Source organism: Membranihabitans marinus (genome assembly GCF_019802045.1).
GTDB classification, from domain to species: Bacteria; Bacteroidota; Bacteroidia; order Chitinophagales; family Saprospiraceae; genus Membranihabitans; species Membranihabitans marinus_A.
This window is the reverse complement of record NZ_JAHVHU010000007.1, coordinates 1-22,132: the sequence shown is the minus strand read 5'-3', so window position 1 is coordinate 22,132 and position 22,132 is coordinate 1. Positions and strand designations below refer to the sequence as shown.

The following is a 22,132-nucleotide window of genomic DNA, read 5'->3' as shown; positions in this document are numbered from 1 at the left end:
ACGACTTGATGAAAGATACAAGTATGGCGGGCAAACTCAAAATTTATTTTTGCAAATCGCATCGTACCACCACTAGTGTGGTGATTCCATTGGATCGAGCTATTCCTAAGGCCAGGCTATTCACAAATCGTGAAAGTCCAGGCGAAAGAGAATCTATCTCAAATTATACACCAAAAGGATATGTCTCTGGTATTTTGTGGCCGTCCGGAGATAAATGCAGAGGATGAAGCGCCTGGGTACGATCCACGTACAGAAAAGCATCATACCGGTCCGGTATGACAGTAGGTACATAGTTTCCCTGGTTTTCACGTCCGGAATCGTAAACCACACCGATGGCCCGGTGTCCAATAGGTGAATTCAGAAGTTTACGGGATCTGTTGTCGAAAATCAATAATTTGTTTTCGGGACTCCTGGTATGAAGCGCCGATTCCCAACTGCCTCCTTTTGCCAAGGGCATGTTCATGACTTCCATTTCTCCTTCCCAACGACTGCCGGCAATAACTGTACCTTCATAGGAGCCAAATCCCACCAGCACCGCATCATCCTTATATTTTTCGCGAGCCAGTTGCCCTATATTGATCATACCATGCTGGGCCATGTCCGTTGCTCTGGCATCGCCTATGTGGGTATTGTGCGCCCAGATGACCGCTTTGGACCGCTTACCGTGGAAATCAGCCAGGCGGTTCAGAGTGCTCATCATATGGCGATCCCGAATGTTCCATGAATTGCCAGTTCCTTCCATCACGGAGCGGTAATACCTTTCCGCATTCATCGTAACCAGTGCATTTTGTTCTGCGCTAAATGCGGCTTCAGTATCCCCGTTGTAAAGGGGAATGCGTCTTTTGAAATTAACAGCAAACTTTGAATGTGGTGTTTTACATGATGAAAAAGGGCCCGATTTTCATCTGACGAGCCCATCTTCCAATGAAGAAGAATGTTTACTCATTGTAATCCAGATCCTTGTGAAAGGTCTCCGGGAGCGTGCGCAGTGCCCACAACGCCAATGCGGTGGTGATGGCTCCGACAATTAGCGCACTATAAATAATACCGACACCGGACCTCATTAACATAAATAAGGTCGTAATGGGAATTACGGCTCCCCGAACAAAGTTGGGAACCGTGGTCGCTACGGTGGCCCGGATATTGGTGCCAAACAACTCGGCAGCCACCGTGATAAAGAGGGTCCAGTATCCATTGCTGAATCCCAGCAATATACACAACGCATAAAAGCCATAGGTACTTGTGATCGGTAAGAGCAGATACAATACGGTAAATAAGAACGACAACAGAATAAACAACCCAATAATTTTTCGCCGGCTTTGCGCATATTGACTCATTACACCACTGACTACATTGCCCACAGCTTGTGCACCAAATGAAAGCAAGACGGCAATCCCGGCTTCGATGGGCTCGATAACCCCGATCGCCTTGGCCAATTCGGGTGAAAACGTGATCAGCACTCCGACGACAAACCAGATGGGGAATCCGATCACGATGCTTTTCAGGTAGCGCAGGAACCGCTCCCTGTTATTGAACAATATCAGGACATTTCCGCGTTTTACTTTTTCGCTGGCCGACTTGAGGAACAACCCGGACTCAAAGACCCGGACCCGCATGACCAGAAGTAATAATCCCAGTACGCCGCCAATCCAGTAAGACACCCGCCAATCAAAAGTCTCTGCAATCCCAAAAGCCAATATAGCCCCAAATACGCCCATCGTGGCCACTAACGTTGTTCCATAGCCCCGGATCTTTTTTGGAAGAATCTCGGTGACCAGGGTAATACCGGCACCCAGCTCACCTGCCAGGCCAATTCCCGCTATAAATCGTAAAATAGCATACTGCTCAAACGTCTGAACAAATCCGTTGGCAATATTGGCCAGCGAATAAATTAATATAGACCCAAATAAGACCGATAAACGCCCTTTCTTATCGCCGAGTATTCCCCAAAATAACCCACCTACCAAGAGACCGGCCATTTGGATGTTAAGAAGAGCTACCCCATATTCCAATAATTGATCCCCACTATATCCAATGTCGGTTAAACTATCTACCCGCACTATCGTGAATAAGAATAGATCGTACATGTCCACCAAATAGCCCAATGATGCAACGATCACAGGTAAGCGGAGAAGATGCATCATGACCGAACGCTGGTCCGACTGATCTGGAAGAGCGTAGCCTTCGGCGGAGTTGGAATTTTGTGTATTCATTTCGTGGTTTCGTTATTGAGTTACTGTGTTATTAGTTATTTCGTTACCGGGTTGAATATTGAGCACCTTGACTTCGCTCGGTGTATCACTTACAGCTTTCCTTGTCCGCCGAAGCTATATTAGATAGCGTAGGAGGATCTGCTTTTCAATTAAAAACTAAAAATTAAGCAATAAAAACTCATTACAACCTCGGAATCGTCATTCCGCCATCCACCCTAATCACTTGGCCGGTGGAATAGGGGAAATATCCTTCCGCCAGTGCCACGACCACTTTTCCATTGTCTTCAGGTTGGCCCCATCGTCGCTGAACCATCAGACCTTCTTCTATTAAACGATCGTATTTTTCTTTAACCCCGGATGTCATGTCCGTTGCAATAACGCCCGGTCGGATTTCATATACTGGAATATCATGGCTGCCCAGACGAACGGCAAACAGTTGGGTCATCATGGCCATGCCTGCTTTGGAGAGGCAATATTCCCCCCGGTTTACCGAGACCATGGTTGCTGATACGGAGCCCACATTAATGATGCATCCGTTAAAACTTTCATTCGTCTCCTTTTGGTCGATCATCCACTTTGCTGCCGCCTGTGTCAGGAAGTACGGACCCTGTAAATTAATTTTCATGACTCGGTCGTAGCTTTCCATGGTTGCGTCCAGGAGATCGTTGCGCTCCAATGGCGCGACGCCGGCGTTGTTGACCAGCACATCCAGCCGCCCAAAATGACTTTTGATGTCATCAATAATACCCGACCGATCATCCTGCGAAGCGATGTCCGCCTGGCAATACAATACTTCTGCGCCTTTCTCCTCCAGAGATTCGATCACATCCATCACTTTTTCTTTGTCCCGGCGACCGTTGATCACGAGGTGGTAACCCGCTTCAGCGAGTGCGGCGGCTATTCCCAGCCCGATTCCACGGCTTCCTCCGGTAATAAGTGCCACTTTTTTCATGAGATTCGGTGTTTGTCAAGATTGCCCAAATCCACCCAGCATCGTTTTTCCCAACTTTCGATCCCTTTTTCAGCCAGTTCAATGCCTTTTACCCCTTCGAGCAGATCATAGGGAAAAGGTTCATCCTTGACCACATGGCGCAGAAACATTTCCCACTGAACTTTGAACGCATTGTCGTAAAATTCCTGTTCCGGAACCTCTGCCCAACCTTCATAGAAATCGATGGGTTGCGGAATATCCGGATTCCATACCGGCTTGGGGGTGTTTCCATAGTGCTGAATCTTGCAGTTTCGCAATCCCGCTACGGCACTACCTTTGGTGCCGTCAATTTGTAAGGTCAGCAGGTCGTCTCTTCGAACGCGAACCGTCCAGGAAGAATTAAACTGTGCAATAATATCGTTTTCAAGTTCAAACGTTGCGTAAGCTGCATCGTCTGCGGTCGCCTGATAGGATTTACCTTGTTCATCCACTCTTGTCGGAATGTGTGTGGCACCCAGGCAGGAAACCGATTTTACTTTGCCAAAAATGCGATCCAGGACATAGCGCCAATGGCACAACATATCTACGATAATCCCGCCATCATCCTCCTTGCGATAATTCCAGGAGGGTCTTTGAGCGGGAATGGTGTCCCCCTCAAAAACCCAGTAGCCGAATTCCCCCCGAACCGATAAAATTTGGCCAAAAAAGCCATTTTCAATCAATCGTTGGACCTTCCGCAGGCCAGGAAGAAAGAGTTTGTCCTGAACGACCCCGTTTTTTACACCCTGCTCCGTACAGTACTGATACAATTCCAGTGCAGACTGGACACTCGTGGCAATGGGCTTTTCACAATACACGTGCTTACCCGCTGCTGCCGCTTTCTTTACGGCATCGGCCCGTCTCCCTGTCGTTTGTGAATCAAAATATACCGAATACCGGTCATCCGACAGAACCTGATCGAGGTCCGTGGAGTAATTATCAAGGTTAAATTCATCGCAAAGCGCTTTCAACTTGGCTTCATTTCGTCCGACCAAAATGGGGTCGGGCAGAATGACTTCCTCAGGGCTCAGGTGAACACCACCTTGCTTTATGATCTCTACTATAGATCGCTTCAGGTGTTGATTGGTTCCCATGCGGCCGGTCACTCCATTCATGATGATACCTATCCGATGTGTTTTTTTCTTTGTGCTCATAGTGGTTGCAGTAGTTTACGAATGATGCTGATATGCATGAATGATTTTGTCTAAAAAGTCTTTTTGATCCATCGACCAATATCGATCTGAAAAAATCTCCACCTCATTGAATCCATCAAATCCGGCTTTTTCGACCCAACTTCTGATTTCAGGTACGTTGATGCACCCCTCTCCCATGAGTCCACGGTCATTGAGAATATCTTCCACCGGAAATTTCCAGTCACAAATATGAAAAGCCAGTAAATTGTTGTTCTTACCACAGCGATAGAGTTCCTTTTCCAGATCGGGGTCCCACCACAGGTGGTAAACATCGACAGCGACGCCGACCAGCGCAGAATCGATGGCTTCCGCCATGTCATTGGCCTGAGCCATGGTATTGATCGCTGATCGCGTGTCGGCATACATCGGGTGAAGAGGTTCGATGGCGAGCTTTACGTTCAGGTCTTCCGCCCGGGGGAGCAGTGTTTCGATGCCAGCCCGGATTTGATCCCTGGATTGGGCAAGTGGTTGAGTGGGTTCGGCGCCGCAGACCAAAACCACGAGTGGAGCACCGATTGCTGCCGCTTCTTCCAAAGCGAGTAGGTTATCCTCGATATTCAGTTGGCGTTGTTTCTCGGAAGACGACGGGAAAAATCCACCGCGACACAAAGCAACCACTTCCAGTCCGTCTTTTCGCAGTCGTTCTCCGGTGTGAACAGCGTTTCGACCTTCCAGTGCCTGCCGCCAGACCGTAATCCCACCCACTCCGGCTGCCGAGAAGGCTTCTGAAGATTCTTCGATTTCCCAGGGTTTTGTGGTGATGGTGTGAACGCAGAGCTTGTTGAGATTCTTATCCATTGATCTTAAGGCTTTACAGCACTAAAAAAAGTATAATACGGTTCGTCGTTCAGTATGCGATAGGCCAACAAAGCAACCTCCCGGGCGTGGTAATCGCCCCACATGCTGGACTCACCGTATGGAATTTTGGACCCTTTCGGCACATAATCCCAGCCGTTGGGCCGGTGATAGATCGAGTGCAGGATCAAGCCCTGGTGCTCCGGATCGGTACTCAGGTAAGGCTCGTCAAACAAATGATTTAATACGGTGAGACCTGCCTGCCAGTATTTGGTGCCGTCTCCATCATTTTTATCATTGAGGTATTTCCCCAGTCGCAACAACCCCTGAGCTCCGATGGCTGCAGCAGAACTGTCTACCGGTTCATGATCATTGTATGGGTCCGATGCACGAGATAAGTAATCTCCCATGTGGGCAAGGCCCGGTGCTCCGGCATCCCAGTATGGAATTCCGTCGGTTGGCGTGTTATCAATAAAGAAATCACAAGTGGCTCTGGCCGCTTTTTCGTAGACTTCAATAATGTCTTCTTCGACAGGAAGTGATTCCAGCTCCGACGGATCAAGCGTTTTTAGATATTCCAATTGTTCCGGGAAGCCCACCATAGCCCAAGCCAGTCCACGGGTCCAGGTGGTAAAGCCACTATAGCCCTGTTGGGTCGCCGGACAGCGGAAATTTCCATCATTTACATTGAAAACGCTTTCATGTGCAGTTCGTCCCCATTCGTCGTAGGTATCCCGCCCCTCCCCGTAAAAGACAGAATATTTGGCCGTGGATAAAGCATGCAGTACGGCGCGATGGAGTAAATTGGTCTTTTGATCATTCTCGCCCATCATATAAAATTCCAGCTCGTGGCTGACGACTAGCGATCGGATGGTTCGGATGGTATCGACAAAGAGCGAATGGGGTCCATTAAAGGAATACAAGTAGCCACCATCGGGAATATTGGTCCATCGTTTGGCTTGCACCGAACCGGAAAGTTTGAGGGCCAGTTCATAAAAGTTCTGTTCCCAGTCGTTTTGTGCTATTTTGCCTTCTTTCATTAGTCGGAGGAGGTTGCCATAGGTGCTGACATTGTTGAATCCATGATCATGGACCCCAAAATGACCGACGTGGTCCGCCATTTTTTCCAGTGTTGCCTGACGGCCTATTTCCAAATATCGTTTTTCACCGGTGATATCATGTTGTAATATCGCCGCACCAAATTCAAACCCCTGGGTCCATTCGGTCCACCCCCGGGTTGAATATTTTCCCTGGACGGTAAATACGGGGGATCCCTGACTGTGATCGTAGTGTTGGTGAATGTGGTCGATTTTCTCGCCGGACAATTCCCAAAGTCTGCGAATTTTCGGTACTAAATCATGAAGTGTTAAGTCTTGATTGATTTTCATAAAAAATTATTTACAGCATCAATGTGAACAGAAAAGTCACTTAATAAGTGTTAAATAAGTACTGAGCCAAAACTAAGCTAAATGGAGTAGAGGAAAATGCACATTTCCTGTTATCAATGGTACTTTTCACGCAATAGCTGTCGAAACTTCATGGGAGAATAGCCGGTTTTGTTCTTAAAAAAGCGACTGAAGTACGAAGGATCTTCAAAATGGAGATCATAAGCGATTCTTTTGCTTGATTTGTCTGTGAAAAGCAACCAACGCTTGGCTTCCAGGATGAGTCGTTGTAAGATGATTTCTGAAGCAGTCATGCCGGTTTGGTTTTTACAGTGACGGTTGAGGTGGCCGGGTGTGATGCTGAGCAGTTGACTATATTCCTTCACTTGATGTTTTCGTCGAAAATTGGCTTCTACGAGATTTTTATATTTGGAGATGAGATTGTTTTTTAAAGGATTTAACTCAGGGTTGTTTTCAAATTGCCGGTCGATCAGGTAGTTGCATTTTTCCAATAGAATATGAATGTAATGCTGAATAATTTTGCTGGATCTTGATTTCCACAGGGGGCCTTCGCTGGCGAGCATTTCGACCGTACTTGTGATGGAATGAAAATCTTTTTTGGTGAGATTGAGGCTCTGTATGTCATTGATCGGATTGACGAAGGGGTATCGTTGGGTAGTGGACAGGTGATCCTGAGCGTGATCCCACAAAAAACCGGGTGAAAATGCCAATACATGACCTGTCATGTTTTGAGAGCCCGACAATAAATGAACTTGCCCTGCTACGACAAAATGAATGCTATAAGCCTGGATTTTGATCTTTTTAAAATCGATTTCATGAATGCCGGAGCCCGTTTTAAAAAAGCATATTTCATGATATTTGTGCCGGTGCGGACGTGCCGTATCTCCGGGCATGGAAGGAAGTGCATGGGATTCGGAATATTGCCCCTTGAGGTGGTAAAGTTTATAATCGAAGGTTTCCAAATCGCGCTGTTGCAATTCGTGAACCGGAATCTGACGAACCTTGGATTCTCTTCTGGACATACTATCATTCACTTAAAGGATTCTTATTTGCTTCAGATCGTTAAGTTAAGAATAAAACTGCAGAATGGGGACCCGAGATGGTAAATATGGGACAAATCAAACTATCGCCTATCCACATTGTTGTAGATCAGCGGACGGAATTAGAATTATATAGTCAGAATCACACCCGTCCAAAATAAATTTCAGAAATAAATAAAACCTTTCAAAGCCAGTAAATTACACTAAGAGGATGCTCTGGAAATCAAACCTATTTTCAGGATCCCATTATTTTACCAAATTGTTGAATTATTTTCAATTTCATCCTCTATTAAACACCCTGATCTTTTTCACCCTAAAGCTTAATATTGAACCCCATCCGGGGTTCTGAATAGTGGTGATCTATCTCCAATTATCGTGAAGTTTCAATGTGTTCGATCTCATATTGACTACCCAACAACGCCGGAGGTGTTGAAGGTGAATAACCCCGAATAAGCCGATAGGCGCCATTCGGGGAGGGGAATGGTTGTGCTTTGAACTCCGTGTTCAACCTGACCCTCTTATTTTTTGACAAGGGTTTGGTATTTTAATAACCTGATTATATGGAAGTCTCAACCGCGTCTTTCTTACTTATTTTGGACGCTTCTAAGTCAAAATACAACGACTATGGCTCAATGATCTTTCGGATCTCCTTCGCTATGCCTTTACCGATTCCTTTCACATCGCAAAGGTCTTTATCGGAAGCTGCAAAAACACTACCTACGCTGCCAAAATGATCTAAAAGGTCTGCAGCCCGCGCAGCACCAATTCCCGGCAATCCCTGTAAAATGTAAATCTGCTTTCTCTTGCGGGTTCCCTTGCTGAACTTACCCCAACGAACCGGAAACGTCCGATGGTGCTGATCAACTTCCATATCGATCTGATGATAAATGTAATCCATCATTTTGACGGATTCCAGCGGGGCTAAAGTCCGGAAAACCGGTAATTGAAATTTCAGCGAGAGACTGGCCATCGCCCCTAAAACAGCTTCCCGGTTTATGTCAATTTTATGGAATTCATCTTCCTGACCTTCGATGATAATCACAGCCGCTTCTATCTTTCTGTCCTTCACGGCAGCACTGAGTCGTATGGCCTGCCGGAACAACCGCCCCTGAATGATCGATAGCGCAAAATCAACGCAGGTCTTGCGCTCGACCAACATCTCTTCACCGATCCGGTAGTCTCCCTCCGGTAAATACACCGTTTCCGGGCAAAATATAGGGTGGTCTTCCAACGCCTGTAGTAGGACGGAATTCCTTTCCCGATGATCGACGAGGACCGGTATTTCTTGAGGTAACTTCATCTGTAATAAAACCTTATTCCTTTTTAATTGGTTTCAGTAAATGGAGAATTAAAGGATTGAAATTCGAAAATCAACGACAATGTTGATTGGATCTGTGTCAAATAATTAGTCTTAACTTACTTCATGTGATCAATTAAATTCACGGCCAAGTTGGGGTATGTAGTTAGCGCTTTAAATGTAGATTCTAAGCAGACCTGCAGCGTAGGTCGAAGTATATTAGCAATGGTTATTTTCAAAATATCGACCTCAGAGAGGTCGTAATGCATGCTTAGACATTGCGACTTCTTCTAAGTCAAAGAATGTTGAAAAACCATTCTCTGAATCATTCAGGGGCATAGGAGGTAATATAGATTAGCAAGACAATATCCAGGACCGCATGTGCGGTCATGGCGGAAATTAGCCCAATATCCCTGAATAAAAAGCCAAACCCTGCGATGATGCCTACCATCACCATTCCGTAAATACTGATCCGCCAGTTTTTGGGGTTGAGGTAACCGTGGAGCAATACAAACAGGATGGAGGTCCACCATATTCCGAGGAAAGGCTGAATCCCACCCCGAAAGAAGAGTTCTTCGCCGATGCCTGCACAAAGTGAGAGAAAAATAATGTCCAAAAAGCGCAGATTCAGCTGGTCAATTAATCCTTTATAACATTCCATCTCTTCCTTAAAAAAACGACGAGAGATCAATCCTACAGCGACCACCGAAGCAAGCATACCTGCGATTAATCCGGTCATTAACTGGGTGTTGATACCCCGTCCTGATTCCAATACCTCTAGGAAGTCTTGGTCTTGTGCGTATTCGATGACTAAATAGCCACCTGCGCCAAAGAGCAACAGCGTAAGTAGGCTCAGTTTTGTAGATGTTTTCATGTTGAAACCAAGTTTCCGGTTCTAAGTTGGGCTGTCGCCTCTTATTCTGCTTCTTTTATAAAATGTTGCCGAATCTCAAACAGAGCGTCATATTTTCTATTTACAGAGATCTGAACCGCATGCATGTCCGGGTTTCCGAACACCATCAGAGATGTAAAGTTTTTTACAACCCGGCCATCATCGTTTCGCAGGGGTTTCTCGATGAGGAACCGATGGTGATCCCCATAAACTAATAGTACGGGGTTTTCATAATTCAAAACTTCCTGTCGAAGTTTTTTTGTGAAGTCCTTGAATCCGCTTTGGTCTGAATCCGCGTAGTTCATGCCGGCATGTAAGAATAGTACCAGACCTTGGCTGTTGCGGTTTTTGGCCTGTCGGAATACTTCTTCCAGCCAAAACAGGTTGGCGGTGTTGCGTTCGTTGAATTCTGTATTGTCTGCCGGGTTGTCCGGGTTGAAATTATTGTTCGACCCAACCACATGGAGTGTGGCAAACAGGATTTTCTTTTGTTCCCAAAGGGCATTCTCTACGAACTTCTCATAGCCCGGGTAGGTGTCCTGGGTGTGCAAATCGAGTTTGGTTTGCCCCATGCTTTTCCGATCCTTGTAAAAGACAGATCTTAGTTGTTCCAAACGTTCCACCGGATCATATTCACCCGCTCCCTTTCGATGGCAATCGGTCCAGTCATTGTCCCCGGGAGTGAGGATGACCGGGTTCTTAAATTCCTGGAAATAGTCATACAGTTTTTCAAATACGGCATCGGTACAAGGACTGCTTCCTCCTTTTATGTCACCAACATGAACCGTAAATGCAGGATCTTGCTCGTTAATGGCTGTGATGACGTGCTCAAATCGTTCATAATCTTCTGGCACATTATAAGGCATATCGCCGATGGCAAAGAAGCTGAAGTTTTGCTTGGAAGATCCACAGGAGAATATGGTCAGCAGTGTTATAACGCCAACGAAAATCTTGAATATATTGGTCATAAGAAGGTTTATATGATGCTCAAAAAAAAAGGATGAGTTGGAAGTCACAATATACGGAAAGGTAGCGTACCGGACATGCGATGGATATTCGATGTCTATTTTTTACGCAGGGCATGCCCCACCGCGGCATTTTTTTCTGCCTGGTGCTACCAAAAGATGGGCATGGCTCAGAACCATCCGTGCCGCCAGGTACGGCACGTGGGTGATATACAGGGAATCAGCAGATTCACCCGTGCCGTCAGGTACAGTACATGGGTAGACACATAGGAATACAGCAGATTTACCCGTGCCGTCAGGTACGGTACATGGGTAGACCAAATTATCTCATTAGCACCAATTTTTTATGACCAATGATTTCGTCACCATTTCGGAGCTGCAGCACGTAAACCCCATTAATCAGTTCATCAAGGGAAATGATCGATCCATTGGTTGTCCTGCCCGATCGCACCCGCTTCCCGGTCCGGTCAAAAAGATCAAAATCATATTGTTCGTTGTTGCTATATTCTATTTTTACCTGTCCATGACTGGGATTGGGATAAACCATCCATTCCTGGTTTTGGGCTGGTATTTTATTTTGAGCCATGGATCGCAAGGGCTGCACATTTTGGACCTTGGGTTCAAGAATAGGCGTAAATACGATCAACCCCAAATCGATCAATTCACCATTGTAAGTCAGAGTGTCCGACCAACCCAGCGAATCAACCCGGCTGTTCTGCCGGATGTAAAATCCTTCCGGTACATCGACCTTGACCTGATAGGAGCCAGGCAGGATGCCTGTCATCCAGCCAGAACCATTGCGTCCGAACCAATTTTGCGTGGTGGTGCTGTCTGTGACAACATTTTTCCCACCATCCGTATTTAGTCGGTACAGGTGAATTTCAATTCCATTTTCTCCGATTTCCCCATCAAAGTGTTTTGGAGTCAACTTATCGTGATACGCAATCCGGGCAGTAACCTCTCCGTAGGCTATTTTGTCTGATTTTATGTAAATGATCTGCTCCTCAAAAGTTTCATGCCCCACCACATCCCGGGCCATCCATTTTCGGGAAAAAGCGGTGGTGTCCCCGGTCCAAGGATCGATGATTGGTGCGGTCGCAACGGTATCCCACACCACATAGTTGCAGACATCCAGTATAATCACTTGATTTGGGATCGGCGGGAGATCGGGGATGGCTTGAATGATCGTATCTCGAGGAATGTATTGGAAAATGGGTCCCTGCAGATCATATAGTCCCATGTAGAAATTCAGTTCGGTTGAGTTCCCACATTCATCCTCCACTTCATAGACATAGTTCAATAATTTGAATAGACCGAAAGGCGCAGTATCGGGCAGAGGAAGAGGATATACGTGTGTCTTCACTACCGCCTTGCCGCTGTTGTCGGACCAGGAGATGTCATTCCGGGAAGGGGCAGGGTAAATGCAGTCCACCCAGTCGATGGTGTCGCCATTCTCCACGTTTTGCAAAAAGTCTGCTTCCTTGGTCAGCACAGGCTTTTCTTCATCAGAAAACATAATATTCAGGGTCTTTGTCGATTCGTTGTGGCAGGCGTCCAGAGCGGTATAGGTTCGCTGAATATACTGCGATTGTCCGCAATACCGGGCCAGGACGGCATCGCTGGTGAAAGAAGTGTACGTGGTGTCGTGCTGTACCGAGTAAACAGGGAGAGAATTCAAACCGGTGATATCCATCTGGTCCTCATCCCATACGGTAATCTCTGGTCCGATGCCATCACCAATGATTATAGTTTGAACAAAAGCTCTAACGTTTCCGTGGACATCGGTAATCGAATAGGTTCGGTAAATTTTTTCGCCGCATTTCAGGGTAGTAGATGAACCATCACTCACATTCAACGCCACGACTCCCCCACAATTATCTGCGTAGGTCACAGGATCAGGGGCCGGCAAAGGATCTCCGGCAGCTACATAGACTGTATCAGGTGGGAATGGAGTAAAATGGGGTGCTGCCTGATCTAATACAATAACCGATATGGGCTGCTGAAAAGATTGTCCACCGGAATAGGTTACCGTAGCTGTGGTGGTCACAGATTGGCCCACATGGGAACAATCAAAGTCCACCGGCGCCAGGGAGATAGTTATATCCGTGCAACCCATAAAGTTGTATGACACCATGGAGGGATCGATGCTGATCAGGTTGGGGTGTTGATCATTCAGAGCTACCGTGATGGATGCTGTGGTGATGACTGGGACGATGGCTGTCAAGCCCGATTGGAGAGCTCCCATATCATCTCCGTTGCTCGCCGCATCGATAGCGGGAGAGCATTTTGTGAGGTTGAGATTATTGAAATCCGAAACAAAGAGCGGATCACCGGTCAAATTATTAGTACCATTCGCAGTCAATCCGCTGCCGGTATAATCGGACAGCAGGTTGTGATCTCCGGATATAGACGCCGTATTGTGAATGTCCGCACCGCTGGTTCCATGATTCAGAGATACGATTGAATTTGTGAGGGTCAGATTCCCCTGGTAAGCGCCGGAACTCAGGTTATGCAGCCCCCCGCCATTCGTGGCGGTATTGTTTGTGATGGTGGAGTAATCGATGGATATGCTGGCTACATTGGCTATTCCGCCGCCATCGTTCGCTGAATTTCCTTCTATGATCATCTTATCAAGGGTGGCGGTGCCGAAAGTAAGTATTCCTCCCCCCCAGTATAGAGCCGTATTGCCCCGGATTTCTGAGTCCGAAATATCCAATGTCCCGTTATTCCATATCCCGCCGCCATTAGAATTGGATGTATTCCCATTGATTTTCGAATTCGTCAGGGTTGTATTATTATTTTCATTGTAAATGCCACCACCGTGGTGGGTGCTTTGATTGTGGTTGATGGTCGAGTTGTGCACCATCAAGTCCAGGCTGGTGTTGCTGATCCCGCCACCGTGGGTAGCCTGATTATTCACAATTGTGACCTGACTGATATCTACCATGCCGGTGCCACCTATGATATTGATAGCTCCACCGTTATTTTGGGCGGTATTGTTTTTGAATTCTGTATTGGAGATTGTGTAGTTATTGATTACATCCACGCTGATCCCGCCACCATTGTTGGCCGAATTGCCGTTCACTTCAGAACCATCAATGGAAAAGGAAACAGCCCCTGTGAGGTAGCTGCTGTAAATTCCTCCGCCCCAGGTGAGCGCTGAATTCCCGTTGATCTCCGATTTTTTGATGATCAGGGCGCCCTTTTCATTGTGTATTCCACCACCTTTGCTTCCCGTTGAGGAATTGTCATTTACTTTTGCACTTTCAATGGTCAAACTTCCTTCGTTGAAAAAAATCCCCCCACCGCTGTTGTTGGATTGGTTGTCCAGCACTGCTGAGTTCCTGATGACATGCGTACCGGAATGAAAAAATACTCCGCCACCGAAATGAATGGCTTCATTCCCCTGAATCACAGAACTGCTTTCTATGGTTGCATTTCCGGTTTTTGTAAATAAACCACCTCCTCTCCTGGCGTGATTCTCTAATACCTTTGTATGGTTAAACATAAGTGCGCCCGTATTATATAAGCCTCCACCATTGCCTGTTTGGCTTTCGTTGTTTTTAATGATGGAGTTATCCAGAATTTCCAATTCCCCATTATTGACCAAACCACCACCTTCACCTTTGGCAGTATTCTCTTGAATGATGCAATTGCGAATAATTTTTTTATGGTTGTTCGCTTTGATGAGAAGTCCGCCACCTCCATAGACTTGGGTAGTATTACCACTAATAGAGCTGTTTTCAGCGGAAAATTGTACGTTCGGATTGCTATTCAGGTAGATTCCGCCACCTCCATTTTTCACTTTATTGTTTTTGACCTCTGAATCATTGAGCGTTAGTTTTCCATTGTCCACATAAATCCCTCCACCACTTGTATTGATGGATTCATTGTTACTGATGGAGGACTGATCGGAAATGGATAATGTGCCCTCCTTCTGATGGATTCCTCCACCTGCATTTAAGGATTCATTAAATTCTATATTCGTAGATTGTATTTCGAGATCACCGGTACGGACATATAAACCCGCTCCTTGGGCAGCTGAATTCATTGAAAGAGTGGAAGACTTCACGGTAGATGTACCGGAGTCCATAAATATCCCACCACCCGCTGCGACCGCCGAATTGCTCTCAAAAGTTGATCCGGTAATGGAAGTGTTGGCTTTGATCCATGCACCCCCACCTTGCTGAGTCACCTCATTGTTTTTGACATCACAATTTGAAATGGTGTTGGCGTTATTGTTGTGATAAAGTATGAGGCCCCCGCCATAACTGGCTGTGTTGTCACTGATACTGCCCCCTGTTACGCTCAATTTTGCGCCGGCTAATTCACGGACATATATTCCTCCTCCGGGACCTGTGGCTGTATTTTGTGTGATGGTCGAATTCTGGATGTTTCCGATGGTGCTGAGATACACGCCACCCCCGTTTTTGCCGGCTGTATTCCCGGTAATATCCGCCTGGTCCGTGGTCAACGAAGCATGGCTACCATGGGCTATAAAGACACCTGCACCATTTGCCGCTGTGGTGTTGTCATTGACGGAAGAACTCTTAATGGTCAGGGCGGCATTGCTGTTATAAATGCCGGCTCCGTCGAAATTGCTGACATTCGTGTTGCTGTTCACCTGCGACCCCTGGTCAATGGTTAGTGCACCATCTCCAATCAAAATTCCTGCTGCCCGCTGGGCTTCATTGCCGTTGACCTGACTGCCTGATATGGTCGAGGTTTGGCCGGTGTGCGATATCCACAGTCCGCCACCGGTTTGGCCGGCTGTATTCTCATTTATGGTGGAATTATTTTCGATGATGAGTTTGCTCCTGGAGTACACACCGCCCCCATCACTGCTTGCTTCGTTTATATCCAGGGATGAATTATTTATCTCTGCCTGTCCGGACCATACGTAGAGACCGCCACCCCATTGAGCTTTGTTTCCTGTCATGGTCACACCGTTCAGTTGGAGCCCGCCCTGATTATAGATCGCACCACCCTGTGTGTTGGCACGATTGTTTTTGAGTTCGCAGTTGGTCAGGATTTTGGTATGACCATTAGGACGGATGTGGATGCCCCCGCCTCCCCAGTGGATGGTTTTGTTACTATTGATCGAGCTATTGTTGGCGATCAGTTGAGTGGATGCACTATTATTGAGGTAGATACCACCACCATCGATGGAAGTTGTATTGTCATTGACTTCAGATTGATTTTTAAGTTCCAGCTTTCCAGCGTACATATAGATTCCGCCGCCTTTGTCATTGGATGTATTGCCATTCATTTTTGAGTTGTCAATGATACAGTCCACATTGGAATAGATCCCTCCTCCTGTGCTTTTCGCTTCATTATTATTTACGGTGGAATTTTTAAGGGTTAGCTCCCCGCTGCTGATAAACAGACCCCCGCCACTAAACTGGGTTGAATGGTTGTTATCGATATGTGAATCATTAATGGTTAATGAAGTTCCGGCATAGCTTATTCCTCCTGAATGGTTGGCAGTGTTTTGACTGATCGTAGAGTTCATAATGATCGAAGGTGTAGTTCCACCAAAAGATATAAACTGGATCCCGCCTCCTGTTCCGTTGCAGGTATTATTTACGATTTCAGAATTCGTCAGGGCGAGTGCACCAAAAATCGAGCATCCACCGGCTCCTGAATTTCCCGAATTGTTATTGATTTTGGAACCGGAAATTTCGACAATGGCCGAACTGTAAACCTGAAGTCCGCCGGTCCACCCACTAGGAGCGTTGTTGTTGATGATTTCAGAATTGGTCATCTTGAAAGGGCCCGTACACGAAATGCCACCGGTTCCAAAACTTCCGGTAGCCGTATTTCCGGAGATGATCGAATTGAGGAGTGTCAGGGCATTGAAATCCATGTAGATGCCCCCTCCGTCCTGGGCCGTATTGTTTTGAATGGTGCAGTTGTTAAGTACTATTGGAACGTTGCTGTGTATAGCTCCCCCTTTGACAGAAGAAGTTGGATTATCTATTATAGTGCAGTTATTGAGCGTGATCGGTCCGGAATTGATGGCTGTGATTACGGGCCAACTTTTGCTTAGATTTTTCATCGTCAAATCATTGATGGTGGTGTTGCTTATATCGAAGAAAAACGTATAATTACTTGAATTGACACTATTGATCGTGGCTCCGTTTCCGTGAATGGTCAGATCCTTGAGAAATACATAGAGCCCCGATTCAATCATAATTTCGGAAGACACATTGATGTTGATGATGTCCCCATCGGCGGAATCATCAATCGCTTCACGGAGGGTATTAGCGCCAGCATCGGCAGAGCTGGTCACGTTCCAGGTGGCTTGGGCTGTGGCGGATCCTGCAGTGAGTATCAACACGAACAAAAATGCTATGGAAAAAATGATTGACACTTTATGCGCAGACTGGGCTATTATAAGGGGTGTAACATTCATGGTGATGTTTTTTAAGGTTTTTACCCGGTAAAGTTATCAGGTCAAATTCGCATTGATGTACGTGGTACTACGTAGACGAGTGGAAAAATTTATTTGTCAAGAAGGGGAGCATCGTCATTCTGAAAGTCCAGTTCCTAGAATAGCTCAAGGAGCTTTGTTGTTCCTAAACAAGGATGTGAGGACTTCAATTCTCGGTAAAGGAGTAGCCCTTCATAATTCATGGATGCGCTCTCACAAAATCAATGTCGAAAAAAACGACTAAAAATAAAATCAATGTCGTATATTGCGACATATGTATCTCAATAATCACTCATACTACAGCTTACGATACGGCACCTTGTCGCCGCAGGAACTGGTGCAGCAGGCCACGGATTGTGGATTGGATCGGGTCGTGTTAACCGACATCAACAATACGTCGGGCGTCTTTGAATTTTACAAAGCATGCCGGGAAGCCCGGGTCACGCCGGTGGTGGGGATCGAGTTTCGTCAGGATAACCAACTCCGGTACATTGGTCTGGCGCAGAATGAAGAAGGTTTCCGGGAGCTGACGACTTTACTGTCTGCGCATTTGACGGCGGGAAAGATGATTCCACGGATTGCGCCGGAATGGGAACATGCTGTAGCGATCTATGCGGCTTTGCCCAAACCCATCGGGGACTTCCGGCCTCATGAATACTACGGTGTGCGACCAGAGGAAGTTAATAATTTATATTCATCGCCGATCCGACAGCACCTCGACCGGGTCGTGGCGCTTGCTCCGGTCACTTTTGACCGCGAAGACGGCCATCGTCTTCACAAATTGTTGCGTTGCATCGACGAGAACATTGTCATCGGGCAGCTCCGGGATTACCCCATTGCCGATGAACACGAATACCTGGTTCCGGTAGATGAACTGAAGCGACGGTACGCTCCTTATCCGCAGATTGTCAACAACACGGAAGCGCTCCTGAAAGAATGTGGGTTCGAAATGAGGCTGGGGTCGGAAAACAACCGCCGGTATTTCACCGGAAACGGGGAGGAAGATATGGCGCTTCTGACCAAATTGGCGTATCGGGGATGCAGACGACGGTATGCGTCGGACCCACGGGCCAGGGAGCGGGTGAATAAAGAACTGAAGGTGATCGATCAACTGGGTTTTGCCACTTATTTTCTCATTACCTGGGATATTGTGCGGTATGCCCAGAGCGTGGGGTATTACCACATCGGTCGGGGGAGCGGGGCCAATTCCATCGTTGCTTTTTGTCTTTACATCACCGATGTGGACCCGTTGGAACTCGATTTGTACTTTGAGCGATTCATCAATCCGTACCGGACTTCACCGCCCGATTTTGACATTGATTTCAGCTGGAATGAACGGGATGACGTCACCGATTATGTTTTCAAGCGGTATGGCCGGGAGCGGACTGCTTTGCTGGCGACTTACAGCACCTTCAAAGGACGTTCGATCATCCGCGAACTGGGAAAAGTATTCGGGTTGCCTAAGGCGGATATTGATGTGCTGGTCAACGAACCGCAGCGTACGGACAAACACCATGCGTATGGCAAGCACATCTTTTATTTTGGAAAAAAACTGGAGGGATTGCCCAATCACCTGTCGATCCATGCCGGAGGGATCGTGATCAGTGAACGTCCGTTGTATTACCACACTGCATTGCAGATGATGCCCAAAGGGTTTCCCATCGTCCAGTTTGACATGTATGCCGCTGAGGACATGGGATTTCATAAATACGATATTCTCAGCCAACGCGGGCTGGGTCACATCCGGGATGCGGTGGACTACATCCGGGAAAACCAGCACGAATCGGTCAATGTTCACGACATTGCCCGGATCAAATCGGATCAACGGGTGAAGGAGCGGCTCCGGTCGGGGAATTGCATCGGTTGCTTTTACATCGAATCACCGGCCATGCGGGGATTGTTGCACAAGCTGGAGTGCGACAATTATGTGGGACTGGTGGCGGCGAGCTCCATCATCCGCCCCGGTGTGGCAAAGAGCGGCATGATGCGGGAATACATCCATCGGGCACACCATCCGGAAAGCTTCAATTACTTGCACGAGACTTATGAGACTCATCTGAAGGAGACCTATGGAGTCATGGTGTATCAGGAAGATGTGATGAAGATCGTGCATCATTTTGCCGGGCTTGATCTCGATGAATCCGATGTGCTGCGGCGGATTATGACCGGAAAGAAAAAATCGTCGGATACCTTCCGCAATTTGCAGGCGAAGTTTTTCCGGAATGCCCGGGAGCGGGGGCATGATCCGGCGCTGACCCGGGAGGTATGGCGTCAGGTAGAGAGTTTTAGCGGCTATTCCTTTTGCAAGGCCCATTCCGCGAGTTTTGCTGTGGAATCTTTCCAGAGCCTGTATCTGAAGACCTACTATCCACTGGAATTTATGGTGGCGGTCATCAATAATTTTGGCGGATTCTACAGCACGGAGCTCTATGTGCATGAGGCGCGGATGGCGGGTGGTAATATCGAATCACCCTGCATCAACCACAGTCGTTATCTGACCCATGTCACGGGGGAAGATATCTATATTGGATTTGTTCATATTCGGGAACTGGAACGAAAAGTAGCGACGGCCATTCTCGAAGAGCGGGAAAACAACGGGGCTTTTACGGGATTGGTTGATTTTTTGCAACGGGTTCATCTCCCGCGTATTCAACTGGACTTGTTGATCCGGGTGGGTGCTTTCCGGTTTACGGGAATGAGCAAATATGAATTGATGTGGGAGAAAAATACAGTCCGATCCGCCCGAACGACGGCCTGTGGAGTGGGTGATTTATTTGAAGAGGAACGCGATGAATTTACCTTGCCCCGGTTTGAGGTGGTTCCGCACGAACAGGCTTTTGACGAAATTGAGCTTCTGGGGTTTCCACTCACGTCTCCGTTTGAGTTAGTCGCTGAAGCCCCCGCTCACGAATGTCCGGCTCTGGAACTGCACCGAAGGGAAGGGCAATCGGTGACGATGCTGGGATACTACGTGTGCCGCAAACATGTGACTACGGTCAACAAAAAGCATATGAACTTCGGAACCTGGCTGGACCGGGCGGGCCACTTTTTTGATACGGTCCATTTTCCACCAGCTCTCGCCCGGTGTCCGTTCAAAGGGAAAGGAATGTACGTGATTCGCGGACGGATCGTACTGGATTTTGGGTTTCCCAGCGTGGAGGTGTCCCATATGGAGAAGGTGCCGTTTGTGGCTGATAAGCGGTATTAGGGACCGGTATGGAATAATCGAACAGGCTTGACTTGCTATTTTATTTCATCCCAATCCCTTAGAATAAAATCATAATTATTGTTATTGGTATATTATTTTATATAAACCGTAAGCAACGGTATAGAATGCTCATTCGTTTTGGAGTGGACAGGATTTTACAAATTATGGCCTGCATTCTTTCTGTTCATCGGTATGGACTGTGAAGAAGTATGTTGTTCAGATCTATTAATCAACCAACAAATACTATCATATGAAAGCTTTGCTACTTACACTGATTTTGAGTGCCCTGACGATACTCACCTACGCACAAGATGTAGGTGTGGTTCCTTCCACTTTCGGCATTCAGGCCGGACCGATAGGAATTTGGGCGCACAACGAAACCAGGCTATCTCCATCCATCGCGCTGCGAAGTGAAGTAGGATTTAGCAGCAGTATATCGAGCAGTGACTATTTTGACAACACGGGGATACAAATGTTTCCGGAGCTTACGCTCGAACCCCGATGGTATTACAATCTTCAGAAAAGAGCACAAAAAGGGAAATCGATCGATGGGAACAGTGGCGACTTTTTTTCATTGAAAATGAGCTACCATCCGGACTGGTTCACCATTTCAAATTATGAAGATAAGGGCGTAATGAGTGACCTGTCCATAATGCCTACCTGGGGGATCCGGCGACATCTGGGGAAACACTTTACCTATGAGGCCGGAATAGGTGCAGGATACCGGTATCAGTTTGCAAAACAAGCCGGGTTTGCCAAAAACAATGGTGAATTTGCTTTGAATTTGCATCTGAGAATTGGGTACCGGTTTTAGGCCGTGTTTAAACAATTATTTTGAATCTTACGATAAATTAAAATTATAGAAAATGAATTCTCGGAAAAAGCTAAGTAGCTTGCAAATGGAGCTACTCGAGGTTTTTAGCTTTGAGGTTAGTGATGAGCAAGTAAAAGAAATAAGAAGCCTTTTAGTAGAATATTTTGCAGATAAGACAACTACAGATGTAGATGAATTATTTAAAGAAAAAGGTTGGGGAGAAGAAAAGATAGAAGAATGGTCAAAAGAACATATGAGAACGGAGTATAAATAAGAATTGTGAAAGTAGTATTAGATATGAATGTCTTATTAATATCTCTCCCGAAATTTTCAAAGTACAGACCGATATTTGATGGATTATTGAAATCAAAGTTTACTTTAACCATAAGTAATGAGATATTACAAGAATATATAGAAATAATCGGTCAGAAAACAACTTCAGAAATATCTGTTAATGTAGCCAAATTGTTAGTGAAGCTTAAAAACGTAGAAAAAAACGCAAATATACTTTCGATGGAACTTAATCTCAAAAGATCCAGATGATAACAAATTTGCTGACTGTGCAGTTGCCTCCGGAGCAAAGTATTTGGTCTCCAATGTCAAAGATTTTAGGATTTTAAGTACCATCAGATTCCCTCCAATAAAGGTGATTAATGCAGATAAGTTTTTGGAAGAGTTGGATTTATTGCTAAAATCTTAAAAAGACGTTCATCTATCGGCTATGAGTTCAAGTGGACCCCCAAATGGCATTGGAGTTCAAGCGGAATTACGAAGCAGATTTAAGTTGGGGCTTGTTTAAAATTTTGTGTATTCGCTCAAAATTGATTCTGATTTCATGAGTAAAGTTAAATAATCATTTTATGACTTTCACCCGATCCGGGAATAAGATAGTCAGTTGGTTAAAAA

16 protein-coding genes are annotated in these 22,132 nt (G+C 46.4%); 5 read left to right on the top strand and 11 right to left on the bottom strand.

Annotated elements, in window-relative coordinates; genetic code table 11:
* Nucleotides 1–163: 163 nt before the first annotated feature.
* The 11 genes from KUV50_RS07520 to KUV50_RS07470 form a co-directional block, all read right to left on the bottom strand.
* The gene (locus KUV50_RS07520; RefSeq protein WP_315899949.1) at nt 164–835 is read right to left on the bottom strand and encodes an erythromycin esterase family protein; all 672 of its coding nucleotides are present in this window, start codon (nt 833–835) and stop codon (nt 164–166) included.
* A 103-nt stretch (nt 836–938) separates the two neighbouring features.
* Nucleotides 939–2,213 carry an MFS transporter gene (locus KUV50_RS07515; protein WP_261395045.1) on the bottom strand — a complete coding sequence of 425 codons (1,275 nt, stop codon included), beginning with the start codon at nt 2,211–2,213 and terminating at the stop codon, nt 939–941.
* A gap of 181 nt (nt 2,214–2,394) precedes the next feature.
* Nucleotides 2,395–3,165: a 3-ketoacyl-ACP reductase gene (locus tag KUV50_RS07510; protein ID WP_222579509.1), complete on the bottom strand. Its 771-nt coding sequence runs from the start codon at nt 3,163–3,165 to the stop codon at nt 2,395–2,397.
* The gene (locus tag KUV50_RS07505) at nt 3,162–4,337 is read right to left on the bottom strand and encodes a Gfo/Idh/MocA family protein (protein ID WP_222579508.1); all 1,176 of its coding nucleotides are present in this window, start codon (nt 4,335–4,337) and stop codon (nt 3,162–3,164) included. Before KUV50_RS07505 ends, KUV50_RS07510 begins: the two co-directional genes overlap by 4 nt.
* Before the next feature lie 15 nt (nt 4,338–4,352).
* Entirely contained in the window at nt 4,353–5,174 is an 822-nt protein-coding gene (locus KUV50_RS07500) for a sugar phosphate isomerase/epimerase family protein (RefSeq protein ID WP_222579507.1), read from the bottom strand.
* Nucleotides 5,175–5,179: 5 nt separating this feature from the next.
* A complete protein-coding gene (locus KUV50_RS07495; protein WP_222579506.1) occupies nt 5,180–6,559 on the bottom strand; it encodes a glycosyl hydrolase in 1,380 nt (459 codons plus the stop codon).
* Between the two features lie 113 nt (nt 6,560–6,672).
* Nucleotides 6,673–7,599: a helix-turn-helix domain-containing protein gene (locus KUV50_RS07490; protein WP_222579505.1), complete on the bottom strand. Its 927-nt coding sequence runs from the start codon at nt 7,597–7,599 to the stop codon at nt 6,673–6,675.
* A 640-nt stretch (nt 7,600–8,239) separates the two neighbouring features.
* Complete coding sequence (locus tag KUV50_RS07485; protein WP_222579504.1) at nt 8,240–8,917, bottom strand: ERCC4 domain-containing protein; 678 nt, start codon at nt 8,915–8,917, stop codon at nt 8,240–8,242.
* Between the two features lie 322 nt (nt 8,918–9,239).
* Complete coding sequence (locus KUV50_RS07480) at nt 9,240–9,788, bottom strand: CPBP family intramembrane glutamic endopeptidase (RefSeq protein ID WP_222579503.1); 549 nt, start codon at nt 9,786–9,788, stop codon at nt 9,240–9,242.
* Between the two features lie 41 nt (nt 9,789–9,829).
* On the bottom strand, nt 9,830–10,774 hold the full coding sequence (locus tag KUV50_RS07475) for a metallophosphoesterase (protein WP_222579502.1): 945 nt from the start codon (nt 10,772–10,774) through the stop codon (nt 9,830–9,832).
* Between the two features lie 319 nt (nt 10,775–11,093).
* Nucleotides 11,094–17,186 (bottom strand): right-handed parallel beta-helix repeat-containing protein, encoded by a 6,093-nt coding sequence (locus KUV50_RS07470; RefSeq protein WP_222579501.1) that lies wholly within the window; start codon nt 17,184–17,186, stop codon nt 11,094–11,096.
* Between the two features lie 292 nt (nt 17,187–17,478).
* Here KUV50_RS07470 and KUV50_RS07465 point away from each other — a divergent pair, with 292 nt between their 5' ends.
* From KUV50_RS07465 to KUV50_RS19695, 5 genes are all read left to right on the top strand, one after another.
* Nucleotides 17,479–20,412 (top strand): DNA polymerase III subunit alpha, encoded by a 2,934-nt coding sequence (locus KUV50_RS07465; RefSeq protein ID WP_222579500.1) that lies wholly within the window; start codon nt 17,479–17,481, stop codon nt 20,410–20,412.
* Between the two features lie 250 nt (nt 20,413–20,662).
* Entirely contained in the window at nt 20,663–21,226 is a 564-nt protein-coding gene (locus tag KUV50_RS07460) for a hypothetical protein (protein ID WP_222579499.1), read from the top strand.
* 52 nt (nt 21,227–21,278) lie between these two features.
* Complete coding sequence (locus KUV50_RS07455; protein ID WP_222579497.1) at nt 21,279–21,500, top strand: hypothetical protein; 222 nt, start codon at nt 21,279–21,281, stop codon at nt 21,498–21,500.
* A 23-nt stretch (nt 21,501–21,523) separates the two neighbouring features.
* Nucleotides 21,524–21,769, top strand: coding sequence for a hypothetical protein (locus KUV50_RS19700; protein WP_410000033.1), 246 nt, complete (start codon nt 21,524–21,526; stop codon nt 21,767–21,769).
* Nucleotides 21,729–21,926, top strand: a complete 198-nt coding sequence (locus tag KUV50_RS19695) for a putative toxin-antitoxin system toxin component, PIN family (RefSeq protein WP_410000032.1) — start codon at nt 21,729–21,731, stop codon at nt 21,924–21,926. Before KUV50_RS19700 ends, KUV50_RS19695 begins: the two co-directional genes overlap by 41 nt.
* Nucleotides 21,927–22,132 lie beyond the last annotated feature (206 nt).

Bases quoted from the DNA above. Each gene is read 5' to 3' on its own strand.
- KUV50_RS07515 (WP_261395045.1), bottom strand. From the start codon at position 2,213: ATGAATACACAAAATTCCAACTCCGCCGAAGGCTACGCTCTTCCAGAT.
- KUV50_RS07510 (WP_222579509.1), bottom strand. From the start codon at position 3,165: ATGAAAAAAGTGGCACTTATTACCGGAGGAAGCCGTGGAATCGGGCTG.
- KUV50_RS07505 (WP_222579508.1), bottom strand. From the start codon at position 4,337: ATGAGCACAAAGAAAAAAACACATCGGATAGGTATCATCATGAATGGA.
- KUV50_RS07500 (WP_222579507.1), bottom strand. From the start codon at position 5,174: ATGGATAAGAATCTCAACAAGCTCTGCGTTCACACCATCACCACAAAA.
- KUV50_RS07495 (WP_222579506.1), bottom strand. From the start codon at position 6,559: ATGAAAATCAATCAAGACTTAACACTTCATGATTTAGTACCGAAAATT.
- KUV50_RS07490 (WP_222579505.1), bottom strand. From the start codon at position 7,599: ATGTCCAGAAGAGAATCCAAGGTTCGTCAGATTCCGGTTCACGAATTG.
- KUV50_RS07485 (WP_222579504.1), bottom strand. From the start codon at position 8,917: ATGAAGTTACCTCAAGAAATACCGGTCCTCGTCGATCATCGGGAAAGG.
- KUV50_RS07480 (WP_222579503.1), bottom strand. From the start codon at position 9,788: ATGAAAACATCTACAAAACTGAGCCTACTTACGCTGTTGCTCTTTGGC.
- KUV50_RS07475 (WP_222579502.1), bottom strand. From the start codon at position 10,774: ATGACCAATATATTCAAGATTTTCGTTGGCGTTATAACACTGCTGACC.
- KUV50_RS07470 (WP_222579501.1), bottom strand. From the start codon at position 17,186: ATGAATGTTACACCCCTTATAATAGCCCAGTCTGCGCATAAAGTGTCA.
- KUV50_RS07465 (WP_222579500.1), top strand. From the start codon at position 17,479: ATGTATCTCAATAATCACTCATACTACAGCTTACGATACGGCACCTTG.
- KUV50_RS07460 (WP_222579499.1), top strand. From the start codon at position 20,663: ATGAAAGCTTTGCTACTTACACTGATTTTGAGTGCCCTGACGATACTC.
- KUV50_RS07455 (WP_222579497.1), top strand. From the start codon at position 21,279: ATGAATTCTCGGAAAAAGCTAAGTAGCTTGCAAATGGAGCTACTCGAG.
- KUV50_RS19700 (WP_410000033.1), top strand. From the start codon at position 21,524: ATGAATGTCTTATTAATATCTCTCCCGAAATTTTCAAAGTACAGACCG.